Origin of the sequence: Desulfoscipio geothermicus DSM 3669 (assembly GCF_900115975.1) — a bacterium.
GTDB classification, from domain to species: Bacteria; Bacillota; Desulfotomaculia; order Desulfotomaculales; family Desulfallaceae; genus Desulfoscipio; species Desulfoscipio geothermicus.
In genome coordinates this window covers 18,637-33,680 of sequence record NZ_FOYM01000016.1, presented here as the reverse complement: position 1 = coordinate 33,680, position 15,044 = coordinate 18,637, and the positions used below count along the sequence as shown (strand labels likewise).

Below are 15,044 nucleotides of genomic sequence, written 5' to 3'. Positions count from 1 at the left end.
TACGCGGCAACAAAGCCGGTCGAAAAGCAACACCCGGTTTATACCTTCTGAGAAAGAAGCTGATAGTTGTGAGTGAAAGAAAAAAACTGGCCATCATAGTGGCGGTTTTTTTAACCGCCTTTTATCTGCCCCTCGGCAATCAAAGAGTGCAGTCGGCCATTCTTGAAGCGTTCTTCATGCTCCAGGATTACGCGCAGCAGCACGTGCTGGCCTGTCTTATACCGGCATTTTTCATTGCCGGAGCCATAGCAGTATTTATATCACAGGCATCTGTTTTGAAATATTTCGGTACAGGCGCGAACAAAATATTATCCTACGGCGTGGCCTCGGTGTCAGGCAGCGTCCTGGCCGTCTGTTCCTGTACTGTCCTGCCGCTGTTCGCGGGCATTTATACTCGCGGCGCCGGCATCGGCCCCGCAACGGCGTTTCTGTATTCAGGACCGGCCATAAATATTTTGGCCATTATTCTAACAGCCAGGATACTGGGCCCCGACCTGGGTGCGGCCCGGGCTGTGGGAGCAGTTTTTTTCTCCATAATCATCGGCTTGATCATGCATTTTCTATTTTTAAAGGAAGAAAAAGAGAAAGAAAAAACCGCCCTGGATTTGCCTGATGCCGACGAAAACAGCCGAACGCTCCCGCAGTACGCAATCTTTTTTGGAACCATGATATTATTTTTAATCTTCGCAGCCTGGGGCAAACCATCTCAGCCGGTAGGATTTTTTAACGCGGTTTACGAAGTACACTGGTATATTGCAGCTTTATTCCTGGTTATACTGGGTGTTATCGTCAAGCTGTGGTTTAATAAAGAAGAGCTTGTCATGTGGACGGATTCCACCTGGAGTTTCGTAAAGCAAATCTTTCCTTTATTGCTGGCCGGGGTTCTGGCGGCAGGATTTTTAATGGGCAGACCCGGCTTGGACGCCGGTATAATACCCAGTTCATATGTATCCGGTTTGGTGGGCGGCAATTCTTTAAGTGCCAACCTGATAGCCTCCGTCCTTGGAGCATTCATGTACTTTGCCACCTTGACTGAAGTGCCCATTTTGCAAGGATTAATCGGCAGCGGCATGGGCAAGGGACCGGCGCTTGCATTGCTGTTGGCCGGGCCGGCGCTCAGCCTGCCCAGCATGATTACAATTAAAACCATCATGGGTACCCAAAAAACATTAATATATATTTCACTGGTAGTTGTCATGTCCACTCTGTCGGGATTCATTTTCGGCTCAATAGTAAGTTAATTGATTAAGTAAACCGAGAAGGAAGGTGTATACTTGTGGAAATCAAAGTATTGGGACCCGGATGCCCTAAGTGCCATACCCTGGAAAAAACCGTGCGGGAAGTTTTAGCTGAAACAGGCATTGTCGCCGAGGTCAAAAAAATAACCGGCATCAAAGAAATTGCCGCCCACGGGATCATGCTGACGCCGGGTTTGATAATCAACGGCAAGATCAAATCAACCGGCAAGGTTTTAAGCAAAAGCGAAGTGCAAAAATACATCGAGCAGGAACGAAAATAACCGCATATTAAGGAGGTTTTGTAACCATGCGTATGCTGGCGGAATTCTTCCCGGAGTTTGCCGAAAAACTTGACGAAATAGACTCCTTATATCAAGAGAAAAGAATGATCGATGAAAAAACATATCAATTTATCTGCTTTGCCCTTTCCATTAAAGCCAGGTCCAAACCTTGCGTGCTCAAGCATTTTAAAGGCGCGCTGGAAGCCGGAGCAACAGTACAGGAACTTGCTTACATCCTGGCCCTGGTTATGCGGGAAGCGGCAGGCGCAGACGACTGCTGGACCCATGATGTAATCGGAGACTGGCAAGAAATTATTGCCGGCAATATCAGCTGTGATTGTCAGAAATAACTTTTTAGCATAAGGTGCCGCCGGGGGGAGTACCCGGTTATGAACCCGTCATGTTGACGGGTTCATAACCGGCTTTCGGGCGCGTATGAAGGCACTGACAACAGCACCGTTCAATTCGCGGAGCTCGGGCTCGGATAAACCGGGTAAAATATTCTCCGCCCCGGGGCTGTTAAAATCATAAACTCTGGTCACCTGCACATCTACTTCTTTGAAACCGGCACTAGCAAGCTTGTCACGGTATTCCTCTTCCCGCAAAGCACCCGCGACACACCCGGCCCAGGCCAGCAAATCCTGCCGCACTTTAAGAGGCAGTTCCCTTGTAAGTACAATATCTGATACTGCAAACCTGCCGCCCGGTTTCAATACCCGGTACGCTTCCCTCAAAACCCGGTCTTTATCGGCGGACAGGTTTATGACGCAATTGGAAATAATCACATCCACGCTCTCGCCAGGCAGGGGTATGGACTCGATATGTCCCTGCAGAAATTCCACATTGTTGATTCCGGCCCGCTTCTGGTTGGCTCTGGCCCGTTCCAGCATTTCTCCGGTCATGTCCAGCCCGTAAGCCTTGCCGCCAGGGCCGACCCGGCGGGCCGACAGCAGCACGTCCAACCCCGCCCCGCTGCCCAAATCCAGCACTACTTCACCGGGACGCAGCTCAGCCAGTGCCGTGGGGTTGCCGCAGCCAAAGGAAGTCGCCACCATATCCCGGGGCAGGCCGTCAATTTCACCGGCACTGTACAGGTCACCCGTAATCATGTCAACCTGCTCCGAGCCGCCCCCGCAGCAGCTGTTCCCCCCGCAGCAACTGCTTTTCCCGGTAATGGCCCGGGCGTATTTTTGCCTGACTACTTCCCGAATATTTTCTTTCATTTTCTACCTCCGTTCATATCAATTTTTTTTGATTTGTAATTATAAAAAAAATTATTTAAGATTAAAATCTGACTTCAACAGCTGGGTGAAACCAGTTAAAGTTTTTTGATTGATATAGTACATCTTCCATTTGCCCCTGGGCTCTTCGGTAACCAAGCCCGCCTCCGCCAGCTCTTTCATATGATATGACACGCGGGATTGGATAAGGCCCAACTCAGCCATGATCTCACAGTTGCACAATCCCGGCCTTTGGTCCCGGGCTCCCGGAACCGGACAACATTCTTTTTGGCTTCGAGCCAGCATCAGTAGAATTTGGTACCTTACCGGATCACTCAGCGCTTTGGCAATTCTTACAGCATCCAACATGTTGTCATTGTATCAAATATTTTTGATACATGCAAGCTGGTGTTTCAAAACCTTACTCATCAATATTTTGCCGGTTTTCCGCCTGTTCTTCCGGCCCGGCCGGCGGCGGGGCCGGTTGTTCCTGCGCGCCCTGCAGCGGTGCGGGCGTTTGCGGCGGCAGGTTCTGCTCCGGCACCCGGTCCGGTATCGACGGGGCCGGGTGGGCTTGCTGCGGCTCAGACTGCTGCACCGGTAGGCCGGGTACCGCCTCGGGCGCGGGAGCAGTTGCAGGGGCAGGTTGCCGCTCAGCAGGAACAACCACCCGCCGTGACTGCCCGGCCGGCACTTCGGGCCGTACTGTGGTTTGTGCCGGCGAGGCCGGCTGCGCGTGTTCCCCGGCTCCCGGCATCGCCGGCCGGGATGCCGGGCCGGTCGTTTCGGGACCGGGTTCCGGCTCCCAGCCCGGCCAGTTTAAAGACGGTATAGCCGCCCAATCTACCGGATTGTCAGCCTGTTCAGTTTCCGCCCGGTCCGGCGTTTCCACGCCGGTCGTGGCGTCACCCGGTTTCTGTGCCGTCGCGTCACCGGGTTCGACCGGTTCCTGCCCGGCAAAGTAAGCGTCCAGGATCTGCCGGGCAATGGGTCCGGCGTAACCGCTGCCGGAATGGCCGTACTCCAACACCACAGCCACTGCCACTTCGGGTTTTTCATAGGGCGCGAAGGACACAAACAGGGCGTGGGCGTTACCTTCTCCCTTTTCGTTTTCCGCTGTACCCGTTTTAGCCGCCGCCGTATACTTGGCCCCGGCAAAAACCGCAGCCGCGGTGCCGGCCGGCGGTAAGGTCACCATGTGCATCCCTTCCCGGATAATCTGCAGGTTATCCGGTTTAATATCCACCTTTTGCCTGACTTTGGGCGCGAATTCTTTAACCACCTTGCCGTCCGGGGAAACAATCTTATCCACCAGGTAAGGGCGATACAGGATACCCCCGTTGGCTATGGCCGTTACGTATGCAGCCAACTGCAGCGGCGTGTACATATTGTAACCCTGTCCGGTGGACATGTTCACCGTATCGTAGGCATGCCAGTTCAAATTCCACTCGAATTTCTTCAGCTGTTTTTCCAGTTCTTTATCCCGCAAGCGCCTTAATTGCTGCTTTTGCTCTTCGGTATCAGCATTATCAATTGCTTCATTCAGTTCGCGAACCCGGGCAAAATCTTTATGCGTCCAAACCAGGAAAGACTTTTCCTTATCATATTTGTATTGCGGGGTAGGTACCGCGCCGCCCATTTCCCCGGGCAAATTAATGCCGGTTTTTTCCCCAAGCCCGAATTCCCGGGCGTAATGGGCAATGGCATTTACCCCGACCTGCAGCCCGAATTTGTAAAAATATGTGTCACACGAAACTTCCAGGGCCTCACGTAGGTCAACCGAACCGTGCCCGCCGGGCTTCCAGTCCCGGAAACGCCCTTTGCCTAACATGAAATAACCCGGGTCGGGCATTTTATATTCGGGATCCACGACCTTATTTTCCAGTATGGCCGCCGCCGTCACCATCTTAAATGTTGACCCCGGGGGATATAAGCCGGTGATGGCGCGGTTCATCAGCGCCTTTGATTCCTGCAGCTCCCGGTATTGAGTTTCGGACAGCCCCCCTTCAAAAAGCTGCGGCTCAAACCCCGGGTAACTGGCCATGGCCAGGACAGCCCCGGTGTTCACATCCATCACCACCGCCGCACCGCCCTTGGAATAAACGTAACCCGCCTGCTGGGCCCGTTTTACCCCGTCCGCCAGCGCCTGTTCCGCCGCCTTTTGCAATTCCAGGTCAACAGTCAGCACCAGATCGTTGCCGGGCACCGGCTGCTTCATGCCCAAATCGCGCACCGGGCGGCTGCTGGCGTCCACCTCCACCTGCCGGGCGCCGTGCTCGCCGCGCAGGTATTTTTCATAAACCTTTTCCAGGCCGTTTTGCCCGAACAGGTCGTTCATTAAATAACCTTCATCTTTATGCTCCCGGTACTGCTCGGCATTGATGTTCTGCACGTAACCCAGTACGTGGCTGAGCAGTTCTTTGTGGGGATAGGCCCGGGTAGGCTTGATATCAACCACCACTCCGGGCAGGTCCATTTGCTTTTCACGCAATGCCACCACCATCTGGGGCGGAATATCTTCCGCCACCAGCACCGGCTCATAGGGCCTGTACCATTTCTTGTCCCGGATGTTTTGCCGCACCCGTGATTCCACCTCGTAAGGGGTTTCATCTTCAAATACGCCCGCATCAAACAGCATAGCCACCAGCTTGCTCAGTTCATCCGTTTCCTTTTCCATCCTCACGCCAAAGGAGGCCAGGTCCTGCCGGCGCAAAGTTTTGACCGTTTCTGGATGATAAGCCACAGCTATTTCCAGGGGTTTGCCTGTTTCCAGTTTGACTTTGTTGCCGCTTATGCGGTCCTTGATAGTTTCCTCGATAAATTTCTTTTTAACCGTATAGGCTTCAGCCTCGGTGAAATTATCACCAATCACCAACTCCTGGTCACTTATTTGCTCGAAATATAATACCGCTTCCTCATCGCCGGCCAGTATCCAGGCCAGAGTATCGGCCATACGCACGGCGTCGGCTCCGGTACGGTCCAGGTAGAGGTGGTAAGCGGTGCCCTGTAAGTTCAAATCGTTGATGGATACGGTGTAAATAGGCCGGTTAGTGACAATTTTTTCCCCGTCCCGGTCAAATATTTCCCCCCGCGGGGCAAAAACCGGCACAATACGGATATAGTTGTTCCGGGCCATGGTACGGTATTCTTCGGTCTGCACCAGCTGCAGGTAGGATATTTTGGCCAGCAGCACCAACAGCACCAGCATTACCGCGCCCAGCACGAATTTCATTTTATATTCAACCAGTTTTCGTTTCATTCTGCCGCCCTTTCAATTTAAATTTCCCTGCCCCGCAACATGCCGCGCTGGTGAGAGCGATAATACCACCCGTAGATGACCAGTGCCACCAGCGCATTGTATACGCCCAGCGGAATGATAATACTGACCAACGCCGTCAACACGGGCACCTGCACGCCAACCAGCTCCAGCAACAAATAATAAACCAGTTGCGCCCCCAGGGTGCAAAAACCGCTGAGCCCGGCGGCGATAACCCGGTTGTCCCGGTAAAGACGGCCTTCGCCCAGGCCGGCCAGATACCCCGCAAACATATTCGTTAGAGCATGCATGCCAAAATACCCGCCGCTCACCAGATCTTGCAAAATACCCCCTACAAAACCCAAAAAAGCCCCCTCCCGGGTACCCCGGAGGAAGCCGTTTAAAATAACCAGAATTAAAACCAGGTCCGGTTTAACGCCGAGCACCACAATGAAATGCAAAGCCGTAACCTGCAGGATCAGCGCTCCCAGCACCAGCAGCAAAAAATACAGTGAACGCAATATTTAACCCCCCCGGGAATTGTCGCTCCCGCCCGGATTAACCGACGTAATTACCAGTACCTCCTCCAAACGGTTAAAATCCACGGCTGATTTAACCAGCGCCATCTTAAAAAGGCCCGATCTTTCCCGGCGCACTTCAGTAACGGTGCCCACCGGAATCCCCTTGGGAAAAACACTGCCGAACCCGGATGTTATGATTCCGTGCCCTTTGTCAGGCGCCAGGTCGTTGGGTATATGCACCATTTGCAAAACTCCCCGTCCGCCGGCTACGCCTTCAACAATCCCGGGAGCGCGCGTTTCTTGCACCAGGCCGCCCACCCCGCTGCGCGGGTCAGTGATGAGCAACACTTCGGCGGTGCTGTCGGAAACCCTCATCACCCGGCCAACCAGCCCGGCGGGCGTGATAACTGTCATATCGCGACGAATGCCGTCTTTGGCACCTTTGTTAATAATGATACTGCCAAACCAGTTGCCGGGGGTACGGCCGATCACCGCCGCCGCCTCGGTGGTCAGTTGCGAGGCCAGGTTGGTCTTGAAAGCCAGCAGCTCTTTCAGACGCGCATTTTCTTCCTTGATCTCCCCGTACTGCGCCAGCTTCCCCTCCAGCTCTTCAACACGTTCCTCCAGCGCTTGGTTACGCCGGGAGACTTTAATCAACCTGGCCGGTGCAGACACAAAGCCGCTGACCTCCCGCCCGGCAACCATCGCCAACCGCTGCACCGGGGCCAGCGTTTCCCGCAAGGCGGATTCCAGGGGCGTCAACCGGTCCACGTTACCCGCGGAATAATGCAGGCCCACCAAAATAACAATCAATAAAACAGCCAGAAAAATTAATCTCTTACCACCTGACATACGGGACACACGGCATGCACACCTTAATTTTTATGCCAATTTTTTGGGCTGAATAATTACTTTGCGCAAAATATCTATATTTTCCAGCACGCGCCCGGTGCCGTAAGCCACAGCCAGCAGCGGCTCGTCCGCCAGGTGTACCGGCATGCCCGTTTGTTCGCTGACCAGCCGGTCCAGACCGCGCAGCAGCGAGCCCCCGCCGGCCATTACGATGCCCCGGTCCATGATATCCGCCGCCAGTTCCGGCGGGGTCAATTCCAGGGTGTTCTTGATGGCTTCCAGGATGCTGGAAACGGGTTCGGAAAGGGCCTTGTATATTTCCTCCGAAGTGATCTCAATGGTCTTGGGCAGGCCGCTTACCAGGTCCCGCCCGCGCACTTCGTAAGTTTCCATACCGTCGGTCGGGTAAGCGGTGCCGATTTCTATTTTGATTTCCTCGGCGGTGCGCTCGCCGATCATCAGGTTGTAGGTTTTCTTGACATGTTGAATAATGGCGTCGTCCATCTCATCGCCGGCAATGCGAATGGAGCGGCTGGTTACGATACCGCCCAGGGATATAACGGCCACCTCCGTGGTGCCGCCGCCGATGTCCACAATCATGTTGCCCGTGGGCTCGTGCACCGGCAAACCGGCCCCGATGGAAGCCGCCATGGGCTCCTCAATCAGGTAAGCCTCGCGGGCGCCGGCCTGCAGCGCCGCCTCTCGGACCGCCCGTTCCTCCACGGCGGTTACGCCGGAGGGCACGGACACCACCACCCGGGGCCTGATTAAAAATGCCCGGCCCCGCAGCGCCTTGCTTATGAAATATTTTATCATGCTCTGGGTGACGTCGAAGTCGGCAATGACGCCGTCCTTCATCGGTCGAATGGCTATGATGTTGCCGGGGGTGCGGCCGATCATCTGCTTGGCCTCCTCGCCCACCGCCAGCACCTGACTGTTGTCCCGCTGGATAGCCACCACGGACGGCTCCCGCAGCACAATCCCCTTGCCCTTTACATAAACCAGGGAGTTTGCCGTACCCAGGTCAATGCCCATATCTTTGGAAAAAATCCCTAATCGCATACTAAAGGCCCCTCTCTGTGCGATTGTTTCACAAAAGGCCCTCGGCCTTGAAACTAATAAACTTATTATCTCCGATAACCAGGTGATCTAAGACTTCAATGCCGATAATATTACCCGCTTCGATCAAACGCTTGGTCGCCTCAATGTCCTGCCGGCTGGGCGTGGGGTCACCGCTGGGGTGATTGTGCACCAGGATGACGCCGGCGGCGCTGCGCCTGATGGCCGCCTTGAACAATTCCCGCGGGTGAATGGCGGACGAATTTAACGTGCCAATGGAAATTGTTTCCCTGGCCAGCACCTGGTTCTTGGTATTTAAAAGCAGCGCCCAGAAATGTTCCCGATCCAGATGGCGCATTTCCTCCATTACCAGGGCGGCGGCGTTTTCCGGCGACCTGATGGAAGGCATGTCCCAGGCCCTGGCCATGGCCACCCGGCGCCCCAGTTCCAGGGCGGCCCTGATCTGGGCCACCTTGGCCGGACCGATGCCCTTAAAGGCGCCCAGTTCTTCCGTCGAAGCGCCCAGCAACTGTTTTAGGCCGCCGAAATGACCAAGCAGCGCCGTAGCCAGTTCCACCGCACTGGCCTCGGCCGACCCCGTGCGCAGCATGATGGCCAAAAGCTCTATATCCGATAAAAATTCCGGCCCTTGGGCAAGCAACCTTTCCCGGGGACGCAACCGGGCGGGCATGTCCTTTATAGCAACGCGATAACCCGGAGAACCCAATAATATTACCTCCAGTACGCGGAAACGTCAATATCCATTTTTTTCAACATTAAGACCAATCTGGTAATTGGAAGTCCTACCACGTTAAAGTAACAACCGCGAATACCCTCGACAAATACAGACGCCAATCCCTGTATACCGTACGCCCCGGCCTTGTCCAGCGGCTCGCCGCTTTGCACATAACGCATCAATTCCGCACGGTCTGCTTCGCGCATTTTTACCGTTGTGCGTTCAAAATCAGTCAACACCCGTTCACCCGGCAGTTCCAGCACCGTCAGGCCGGTATACACCTCGTGGGTCGCCCCCTGCAACCGCTCCAGTATGGCCAGCGCATCCGCCTCGTTTTCCGGTTTGCCCAGCACTTCATTATTCAGCACCACAACGGTATCGGCGGCAATGATTACCCCGACCGCCAGTTGCCTGGCCGCAGCCCTGGCTTTGCGCCGGGAAAGTTCCATTACCTGTTCGGCGGGCGGCATCTCCCCGGGTAGGCTTTCGTCAACATCCGTGGCGATTACAATATGAGGCAAGTTAATCTGGTTCAGCAAATCCCGCCGCCTGGGTGACGACGAGGCCAGGTATATGGTGGGCAAGAACATTCCTCCTAGCATTGCGCAGATACCGTGGACCTGGTGATTAATTAAGTTAAATCTTACGATAAATCAGGTAACCCAATACCAGCCCCAGGGCGGTTACCGGTCCCATGTCCACGGTTGCCCCGAAGGTCAACTGCATAAAGTGTAAATTCAGCGTTGCCGGCTGCAGGCCGATTTTGCCGGTAGCTGCCAGAAACGGAAAACTCTGCGCCAGGGTGCCGGAAAGCGCGCTGCCGGCCAGCCCGCCGGCCAGCAACAACAACAAAAGCACCCAGGGGCTCTTGCCCCCCCGATGAACTCTGCTCATTTAACCACCCCGACTCTTGTAAGTACCTGCTCGGCTAATAACACACATAATAATTGTATCATATCTTCTTGTCCAATGGCTGTTTTGCAAAAATTTTAATCTGTTAAAACTTTTATAATCATTTCCACTTCCACCGCCGCGTTCAGGGGCAGTTCGCCGACCCCCACCGCAGCCCGGGCATGCACGCCCCGGGAGCCGAAAATTTCTTTTAAAAGTTCCGATGCCCCGTTGATCACCGCCGGCTGCCCGGTAAAACCGGGGGCGCTGTTAACATAACCGGTTGCCTTGACTACCCGCTCAATACGGTCGATACCTCCGGCCAGGTCGGCAGCCACGGTCAGACAGTTCACCGCGCAGATACGGGCGGCGGCATACCCCTCTTCCGCCGTCAGATCACCGCCCACCTTGCCGGCATAACGCAGCTTCCCTTCTTCAAAGGGCAGTTGCCCGGAAACATAAACCAGGCCGTCCACCAGCACACCCGGCGCATAAGCCGCCACCGGGCGCGGCACCGGCGGCAACTTGATCCCCAGCGCAGCAATTTTTTCCGCGGGCTTCATTAAAACAAGCACCTCCAAAAATCATCTTGAAAAATCCTCCAAGTAAATCGGGGCCGGTTGTTCCCCGTACATTAAACCAACCCCCGGGCAATGGCGTAAACATAGCCCCCGTAAAACAACCCGCCGGTGCAAACAATCACCCGGCTGTCCAGGTAACCGCGCACGCGCACCAAAATATAGACCACCAGCGCAGACAAGATGGCCAGCGCAGCGCTTAAAAGAGCCACCGAATTGAGCTGCCACGGGGTAAGCGCTATACCCACGGCCGGAATCACGGAACTTTGGAAAACCATGGCTCCGGTAATATTGCCCAGGGCCAGGGTGTCCTTGCGCTGTGACAACCAGATTACGCTGTTGAACTTTTCCGGCATTTCTGTGGCGATCGGTGCTATAAGCAGCGCAATAACCAGGGGTGAAGCGCCCAGGCTGGAGGACAGGTGTTCAATCCCCCCGACAAAATATTTGGCGCCCGCAACTATACCGACAAAGGCCAGCAATACCTGGGATATAACCATAAACAACGGCGGATCCTCATGACGGCGACACAAGAGCAGCGGGTCCATTTCACATTCTTCGTTGAATCCGGCCCCTTCGGTAAAAGTCTTATAAACGTAATATATGTAGGCTCCGATCAGCCCGATAATGACAGCCACTTTCAACGCCTGGTTCATAAAGGAGGCGGATATGGCTATGGTGTACACCAGCAAAAAAAATCCCAAATCCCTTTTTAATACGTGGGGGTCGGGCTCAATGCGGGGGTAGTTGTCCGCGCGCCGGCTGCGGAACATCAGCACCGCCCCCCCGCTCAGGAAAAGCGCCAGGGTGCCCAGCATGAAAGGAGCACCCAGAATGGCTCCGATACCTATCTCATGGCCCGCTTCACCGGCTCCGAAAAATATGGCGATAAGGGGAATGATGGTTTCAGGCAATGCAGTGCCCACGGCAGCCAGCACGCTGCCCACAGCCCCTTCGGAGAGGTTCATTTTTTTACCCAACCACTCCACGCCGTTGGTAAAAAACCCGGCGCTGATCAGGATAATCCCCAAGCTGATGATTAAAATGGCTATATCTCGCAAATTTTGCTCACTCCAGCGTTGGATAACTTGGCGTTAAACAAGGATGGTACTTTTTTCCGTTCAAGTCTAACGCAAAAAGTTCGTCGCGTCAACAAATTTTCCGCAGGTGGTAGACATTATGTTTATTATACGCATTTTTACGCACATCATTGCATAGGAACCAATGCCAATCCGGGGCTAAACCGGCCGGTTGTTGGCCCGTAGCACCACTTCCCGGGCTTCGGCCACCATATACAGGGAGCCCGTGACACACACCAGGTCGCCTTCCCGGGCCAGTTGCATGCCGGCCAGCACCGCTTTTTCGATATTTTCAACGGTATCCACACGGGCAACGTAGCGGCGCGCTTCTCCGGCCATCTGCTGCCAGTCCCCCGCCCGGGGGCTGTTGGGCCTGGTTATCACCACATGCCGGGAACGGGGCGCCAGTTCGGCCACCACCCGGGCCCGCTCCTTGTCGCCCAGCATACCCAACACCATGATGACGTTATACTCCGGAAAATATTCATCCAGTGCCTGCCGCAGGCTGCGGGCCCCGTCGTAATTATGCGCCCCGTCTATTAATACAGGCGGGCTGTCGCCGATCAGTTCCAGCCGCGCGGGCCACACCGTATTTCGCAATCCTTCCCGCAAAGCCCTTTCCGGCAAATGCACTCCCCGACCGGACAGAACCTCCAGCGTCGCCAAGGCGGTGGCGGCATTGCTGACCTGGTGCCGACCGATCAAGGGAATCCATAACTGCGACAGATTCCGGTCCAGGCCGCAATAATCGAAAAATTGCCCGCGCAGCGAGTGTTCGCCGCAGGCCCAGCGAACATCCCGGCCCAACTGAACCAGCGGGCACCCTTTTTCCCGGCAGGTTTCCTTGATTATTTCCAACACCTCGGGCTTGGCGGCCGCGGTAACTACCGGCACGCCCGGCTTGATTATCCCCGCTTTAACCCGGGCGATTTCCACCAGGGTGTTACCAAGGTAATCCATGTGATCCATGGCCACGTTGGTTATTACGGAAATTATGGGGTCGACCACGTTGGTGGAGTCAATGGAGCCGCCCAACCCCACTTCCAGCACCAGATAGTCCACCTTTTCCTCCAGGAAATAGCAAAACGCCATGGCCGTGCTCACTTCAAATTCCGTGGGATGTTCAAATCCTTCTTGCACCATGGCCTCCAGGTGGGGACGCAGGCGCGCAATCAGCCCGGCCACCCGGTCCGGCTCAATTTCCCGGCCGTTGATCCGGTAACGCTCGGTGTACGAGTGCAGGTGCGGAGAGGTGAAGGTGCCAACCCGATATCCCGCGCTATGCAGAACGCCGGCCACCATCGCCGTGGTGGAACCTTTGCCGTTGGTCCCGCCGATATGTATCGTCTTGATCTGCCGGTGCGGGTTGCCGATCCGCCGCAGCAATTCGGTAATCCGCCCCAACCCGAAATTCATGCCGAACTTGGTTAAATTCTGCAGGTATTCCATGGCCTCCTGGTAATGCAATGATTGTCACCTCTTTCGGGGCAAGTAATAAGATTTATTTCGACGTCCTTTTTTATTCTCCTATACTATCGGCTTTCTAGCAAGAAAAAAAGATTTACCGGCAGGTTATTCCAAATTTTCTGTCTAATTTTATTATTAACAATCTGAATCGGGAGGAAAAAAAAACATGCAAACACTTCGGGCACAGATGACCATGGTTACCGCGCTTTTCAGCATGCTCACCCTGGGCGCCGCCTGCGGTGGGTGGTGGTTCACCGGCAAAACCGCAACCGGCCTGGTTGGCGGGGGCCTGATGGGGCTGTTAATGGCAGCGGCTTTAAGTTATTACCTGTTCAGCCGGTTACATCAAGACCTGCAGCACATTCTGGCCAATACCGAAAAAGCCATCCGGGGGGATTTGACCGGCCACATTGAACAAAAAAATTACGGCTGGGGAGAGTTTAACCTTTTAATCAATAATATCCGTAGAATTTTAAAAGGGGTGCACAAATGGTTCGCCTTGGTCAAGGATACCAGCGTCACCCTTGACCGGGCCGCCGAACAAATTACCGCCGGCACCGAACAGGTCAGCACGGGCAGCCAGGACCAGGCCGAGCAGGTCACCAAATTGTTAAGCTCCATTGAAAAACTGGCCGGACAGGCCGGGGATTGTGCGCGCCAGGCCGCCGAAGCCGAAAAAGCCGCCCGCAACGCCGCCGCCACCACCGGCCGGGGCAGCGCCGCCGTGCAAAAGGTATTGCACGAAATGACCCTGCTGGAACAGAAATTTGCACACTTGAGCCGGAGTGCCACCAACATCGTTAAATTTTTGGAAGTGATCCAGGACATCGCTTCCCAAACCAACCTGCTTGCGCTCAACGCCGCCATTGAAGCTGCCCGGGCCGGGGAACAAGGGCGCGGCTTCGCCGTTGTGGCCGAAGAAGTGCGCAACCTGGCGGAAAGCTCGGAAAAGGCCACCAAGGAGGTGGCCCAGATAGTCAACGAAATTTCTTCCGCCGTGGCCGATACCGTGCAAGCGGTGCAAACCGGCCTTTCCTGTTCGCGGGAAGCCGAGGAAATTTTCCACGAAATAAATAAAACCCTGGATGAAACCGGTATTCTGGTGGATAATATCTCCCGGGTCGCCAGGGAACAAGCCGAATCCACCGATGAAATGCTGGGCGGTGCCCAGGCCATCGCCGCTGTGGCTCAGCAGGCGGCAGCCAGTTCCCAGGAAACAGCCGCCGTGGCCCAGGAACTGACCAGAAGCGCGCTAAGCTTGAAACAAGTAGCTGACATCTGGCACTTCGGCAACGAAAACAACACCAAAGGCGCGCACTAAATCAGTCCCCATTATGTGCGCCTTCCGGCACTTTAATCCGAAAACAGCCGGTGATATTTTTGTGTCCAGTTTTGTGTCCAGTTGTGAACCAACAGTTTAATTCGATGTCATTTGCAAAAATCCCTTGTAATATATTAGTTGATAGTATCAGAAAACCAGCACAAAAAACTATTCCCAAAAAATATTGACACGCATAAATACAATGTCTATAATGAAAGTGAAAATCGTTATCAGCTAACGGTTTTCATTTTAATTAGTTAGTGATAAAGATTATCATTTTCGAACTGCCAACTACATATTGGAGGTGCTTTACCATGACCCTGGATCGGGTTAAAAAAGGACAGCATATTAAAATTTTATCCATTCCGGACGAGATGATCCGGGCCCAGGCCATCCGCTTCGGCATCGCCGAGGGAGCGATAGTGCTCTGCGAAGAAGTAGTGCCCGCCGGCCCCATTGTACTGCGCAAAAACAAGCAGGAAATTGCCATCGGCCGGGGCCTGGCCAACAGAATCAGCGTAGCGCTCAATTAACCTTACCATTTA

The 15,044-nt window shown here is 54.5% G+C and carries 17 protein-coding genes; 5 read left to right on the top strand and 12 right to left on the bottom strand.

Features of this window, described 5'->3' with window-relative positions:
- The first annotated feature begins 68 nt into the window (after positions 1 to 68).
- From BM299_RS10695 to BM299_RS10685, 3 genes are read left to right on the top strand one after another with little or no spacing between them, the layout of a single operon-like run.
- Entirely contained in the window at positions 69 to 1,241 is a 1,173-nt protein-coding gene (locus tag BM299_RS10695) for a permease (protein ID WP_092483837.1), read from the top strand.
- A gap of 35 nt (positions 1,242 to 1,276) precedes the next feature.
- Positions 1,277 to 1,519 (top strand): thioredoxin family protein, encoded by a 243-nt coding sequence (locus BM299_RS10690; protein WP_092483835.1) that lies wholly within the window; start codon positions 1,277 to 1,279, stop codon positions 1,517 to 1,519.
- A gap of 26 nt (positions 1,520 to 1,545) precedes the next feature.
- On the top strand, positions 1,546 to 1,869 hold the full coding sequence (locus BM299_RS10685; protein ID WP_092483833.1) for a carboxymuconolactone decarboxylase family protein: 324 nt from the start codon (positions 1,546 to 1,548) through the stop codon (positions 1,867 to 1,869).
- A 48-nt stretch (positions 1,870 to 1,917) separates the two neighbouring features.
- Here the strand turns inward: BM299_RS10685 and BM299_RS10680 are convergent, their stop codons facing one another.
- The 12 genes from BM299_RS10680 to BM299_RS10625 all read right to left on the bottom strand — a co-directional run bounded on the left by BM299_RS10680 (position 1,918) and on the right by BM299_RS10625 (position 13,178).
- Positions 1,918 to 2,742 carry an arsenite methyltransferase gene (locus BM299_RS10680; protein ID WP_092483831.1) on the bottom strand — a complete coding sequence of 275 codons (825 nt, stop codon included), beginning with the start codon at positions 2,740 to 2,742 and terminating at the stop codon, positions 1,918 to 1,920.
- A gap of 51 nt (positions 2,743 to 2,793) precedes the next feature.
- Positions 2,794 to 3,108: an ArsR/SmtB family transcription factor gene (locus tag BM299_RS10675; RefSeq protein ID WP_092483829.1), complete on the bottom strand. Its 315-nt coding sequence runs from the start codon at positions 3,106 to 3,108 to the stop codon at positions 2,794 to 2,796.
- 52 nt (positions 3,109 to 3,160) lie between these two features.
- Entirely contained in the window at positions 3,161 to 5,998 is a 2,838-nt protein-coding gene (gene mrdA / locus BM299_RS10670) for a penicillin-binding protein 2 (protein ID WP_092483827.1), read from the bottom strand.
- Between the two features lie 17 nt (positions 5,999 to 6,015).
- Positions 6,016 to 6,516, bottom strand: coding sequence for a rod shape-determining protein MreD (gene mreD, locus BM299_RS10665; RefSeq protein WP_092483825.1), 501 nt, complete (start codon positions 6,514 to 6,516; stop codon positions 6,016 to 6,018).
- Between the two features lie 3 nt (positions 6,517 to 6,519).
- Positions 6,520 to 7,368, bottom strand: a complete 849-nt coding sequence (gene mreC / locus BM299_RS10660) for a rod shape-determining protein MreC (protein ID WP_092483936.1) — start codon at positions 7,366 to 7,368, stop codon at positions 6,520 to 6,522.
- A gap of 30 nt (positions 7,369 to 7,398) precedes the next feature.
- Complete coding sequence (locus BM299_RS10655; protein WP_092483823.1) at positions 7,399 to 8,430, bottom strand: rod shape-determining protein; 1,032 nt, start codon at positions 8,428 to 8,430, stop codon at positions 7,399 to 7,401.
- A 28-nt stretch (positions 8,431 to 8,458) separates the two neighbouring features.
- Positions 8,459 to 9,154, bottom strand: a complete 696-nt coding sequence (gene radC, locus BM299_RS10650; protein WP_281246367.1) for a RadC family protein — start codon at positions 9,152 to 9,154, stop codon at positions 8,459 to 8,461.
- A gap of 5 nt (positions 9,155 to 9,159) precedes the next feature.
- On the bottom strand, positions 9,160 to 9,753 hold the full coding sequence (locus BM299_RS10645) for a Maf family protein (protein ID WP_245779731.1): 594 nt from the start codon (positions 9,751 to 9,753) through the stop codon (positions 9,160 to 9,162).
- Between the two features lie 46 nt (positions 9,754 to 9,799).
- On the bottom strand, positions 9,800 to 10,057 hold the full coding sequence (locus BM299_RS10640) for a DUF4321 domain-containing protein (RefSeq protein WP_092483819.1): 258 nt from the start codon (positions 10,055 to 10,057) through the stop codon (positions 9,800 to 9,802).
- 95 nt (positions 10,058 to 10,152) lie between these two features.
- The gene (locus BM299_RS10635; protein WP_092483817.1) at positions 10,153 to 10,617 is read right to left on the bottom strand and encodes a RidA family protein; all 465 of its coding nucleotides are present in this window, start codon (positions 10,615 to 10,617) and stop codon (positions 10,153 to 10,155) included.
- A 71-nt stretch (positions 10,618 to 10,688) separates the two neighbouring features.
- Positions 10,689 to 11,693, bottom strand: coding sequence for a sodium:calcium antiporter (locus BM299_RS10630; protein ID WP_092483815.1), 1,005 nt, complete (start codon positions 11,691 to 11,693; stop codon positions 10,689 to 10,691).
- 177 nt (positions 11,694 to 11,870) lie between these two features.
- Positions 11,871 to 13,178: a bifunctional folylpolyglutamate synthase/dihydrofolate synthase gene (locus BM299_RS10625; RefSeq protein WP_092483813.1), complete on the bottom strand. Its 1,308-nt coding sequence runs from the start codon at positions 13,176 to 13,178 to the stop codon at positions 11,871 to 11,873.
- Positions 13,179 to 13,344: 166 nt separating this feature from the next.
- Between BM299_RS10625 and BM299_RS10620 the strand changes: the two genes are divergently transcribed.
- Both BM299_RS10620 and BM299_RS10615 read left to right on the top strand, forming a co-directional pair.
- Positions 13,345 to 14,499, top strand: a complete 1,155-nt coding sequence (locus BM299_RS10620) for a methyl-accepting chemotaxis protein (RefSeq protein ID WP_092483811.1) — start codon at positions 13,345 to 13,347, stop codon at positions 14,497 to 14,499.
- Between the two features lie 314 nt (positions 14,500 to 14,813).
- The gene (locus BM299_RS10615) at positions 14,814 to 15,032 is read left to right on the top strand and encodes a FeoA family protein (RefSeq protein WP_092483809.1); all 219 of its coding nucleotides are present in this window, start codon (positions 14,814 to 14,816) and stop codon (positions 15,030 to 15,032) included.
- Positions 15,033 to 15,044: the final 12 nt, after the last annotated feature.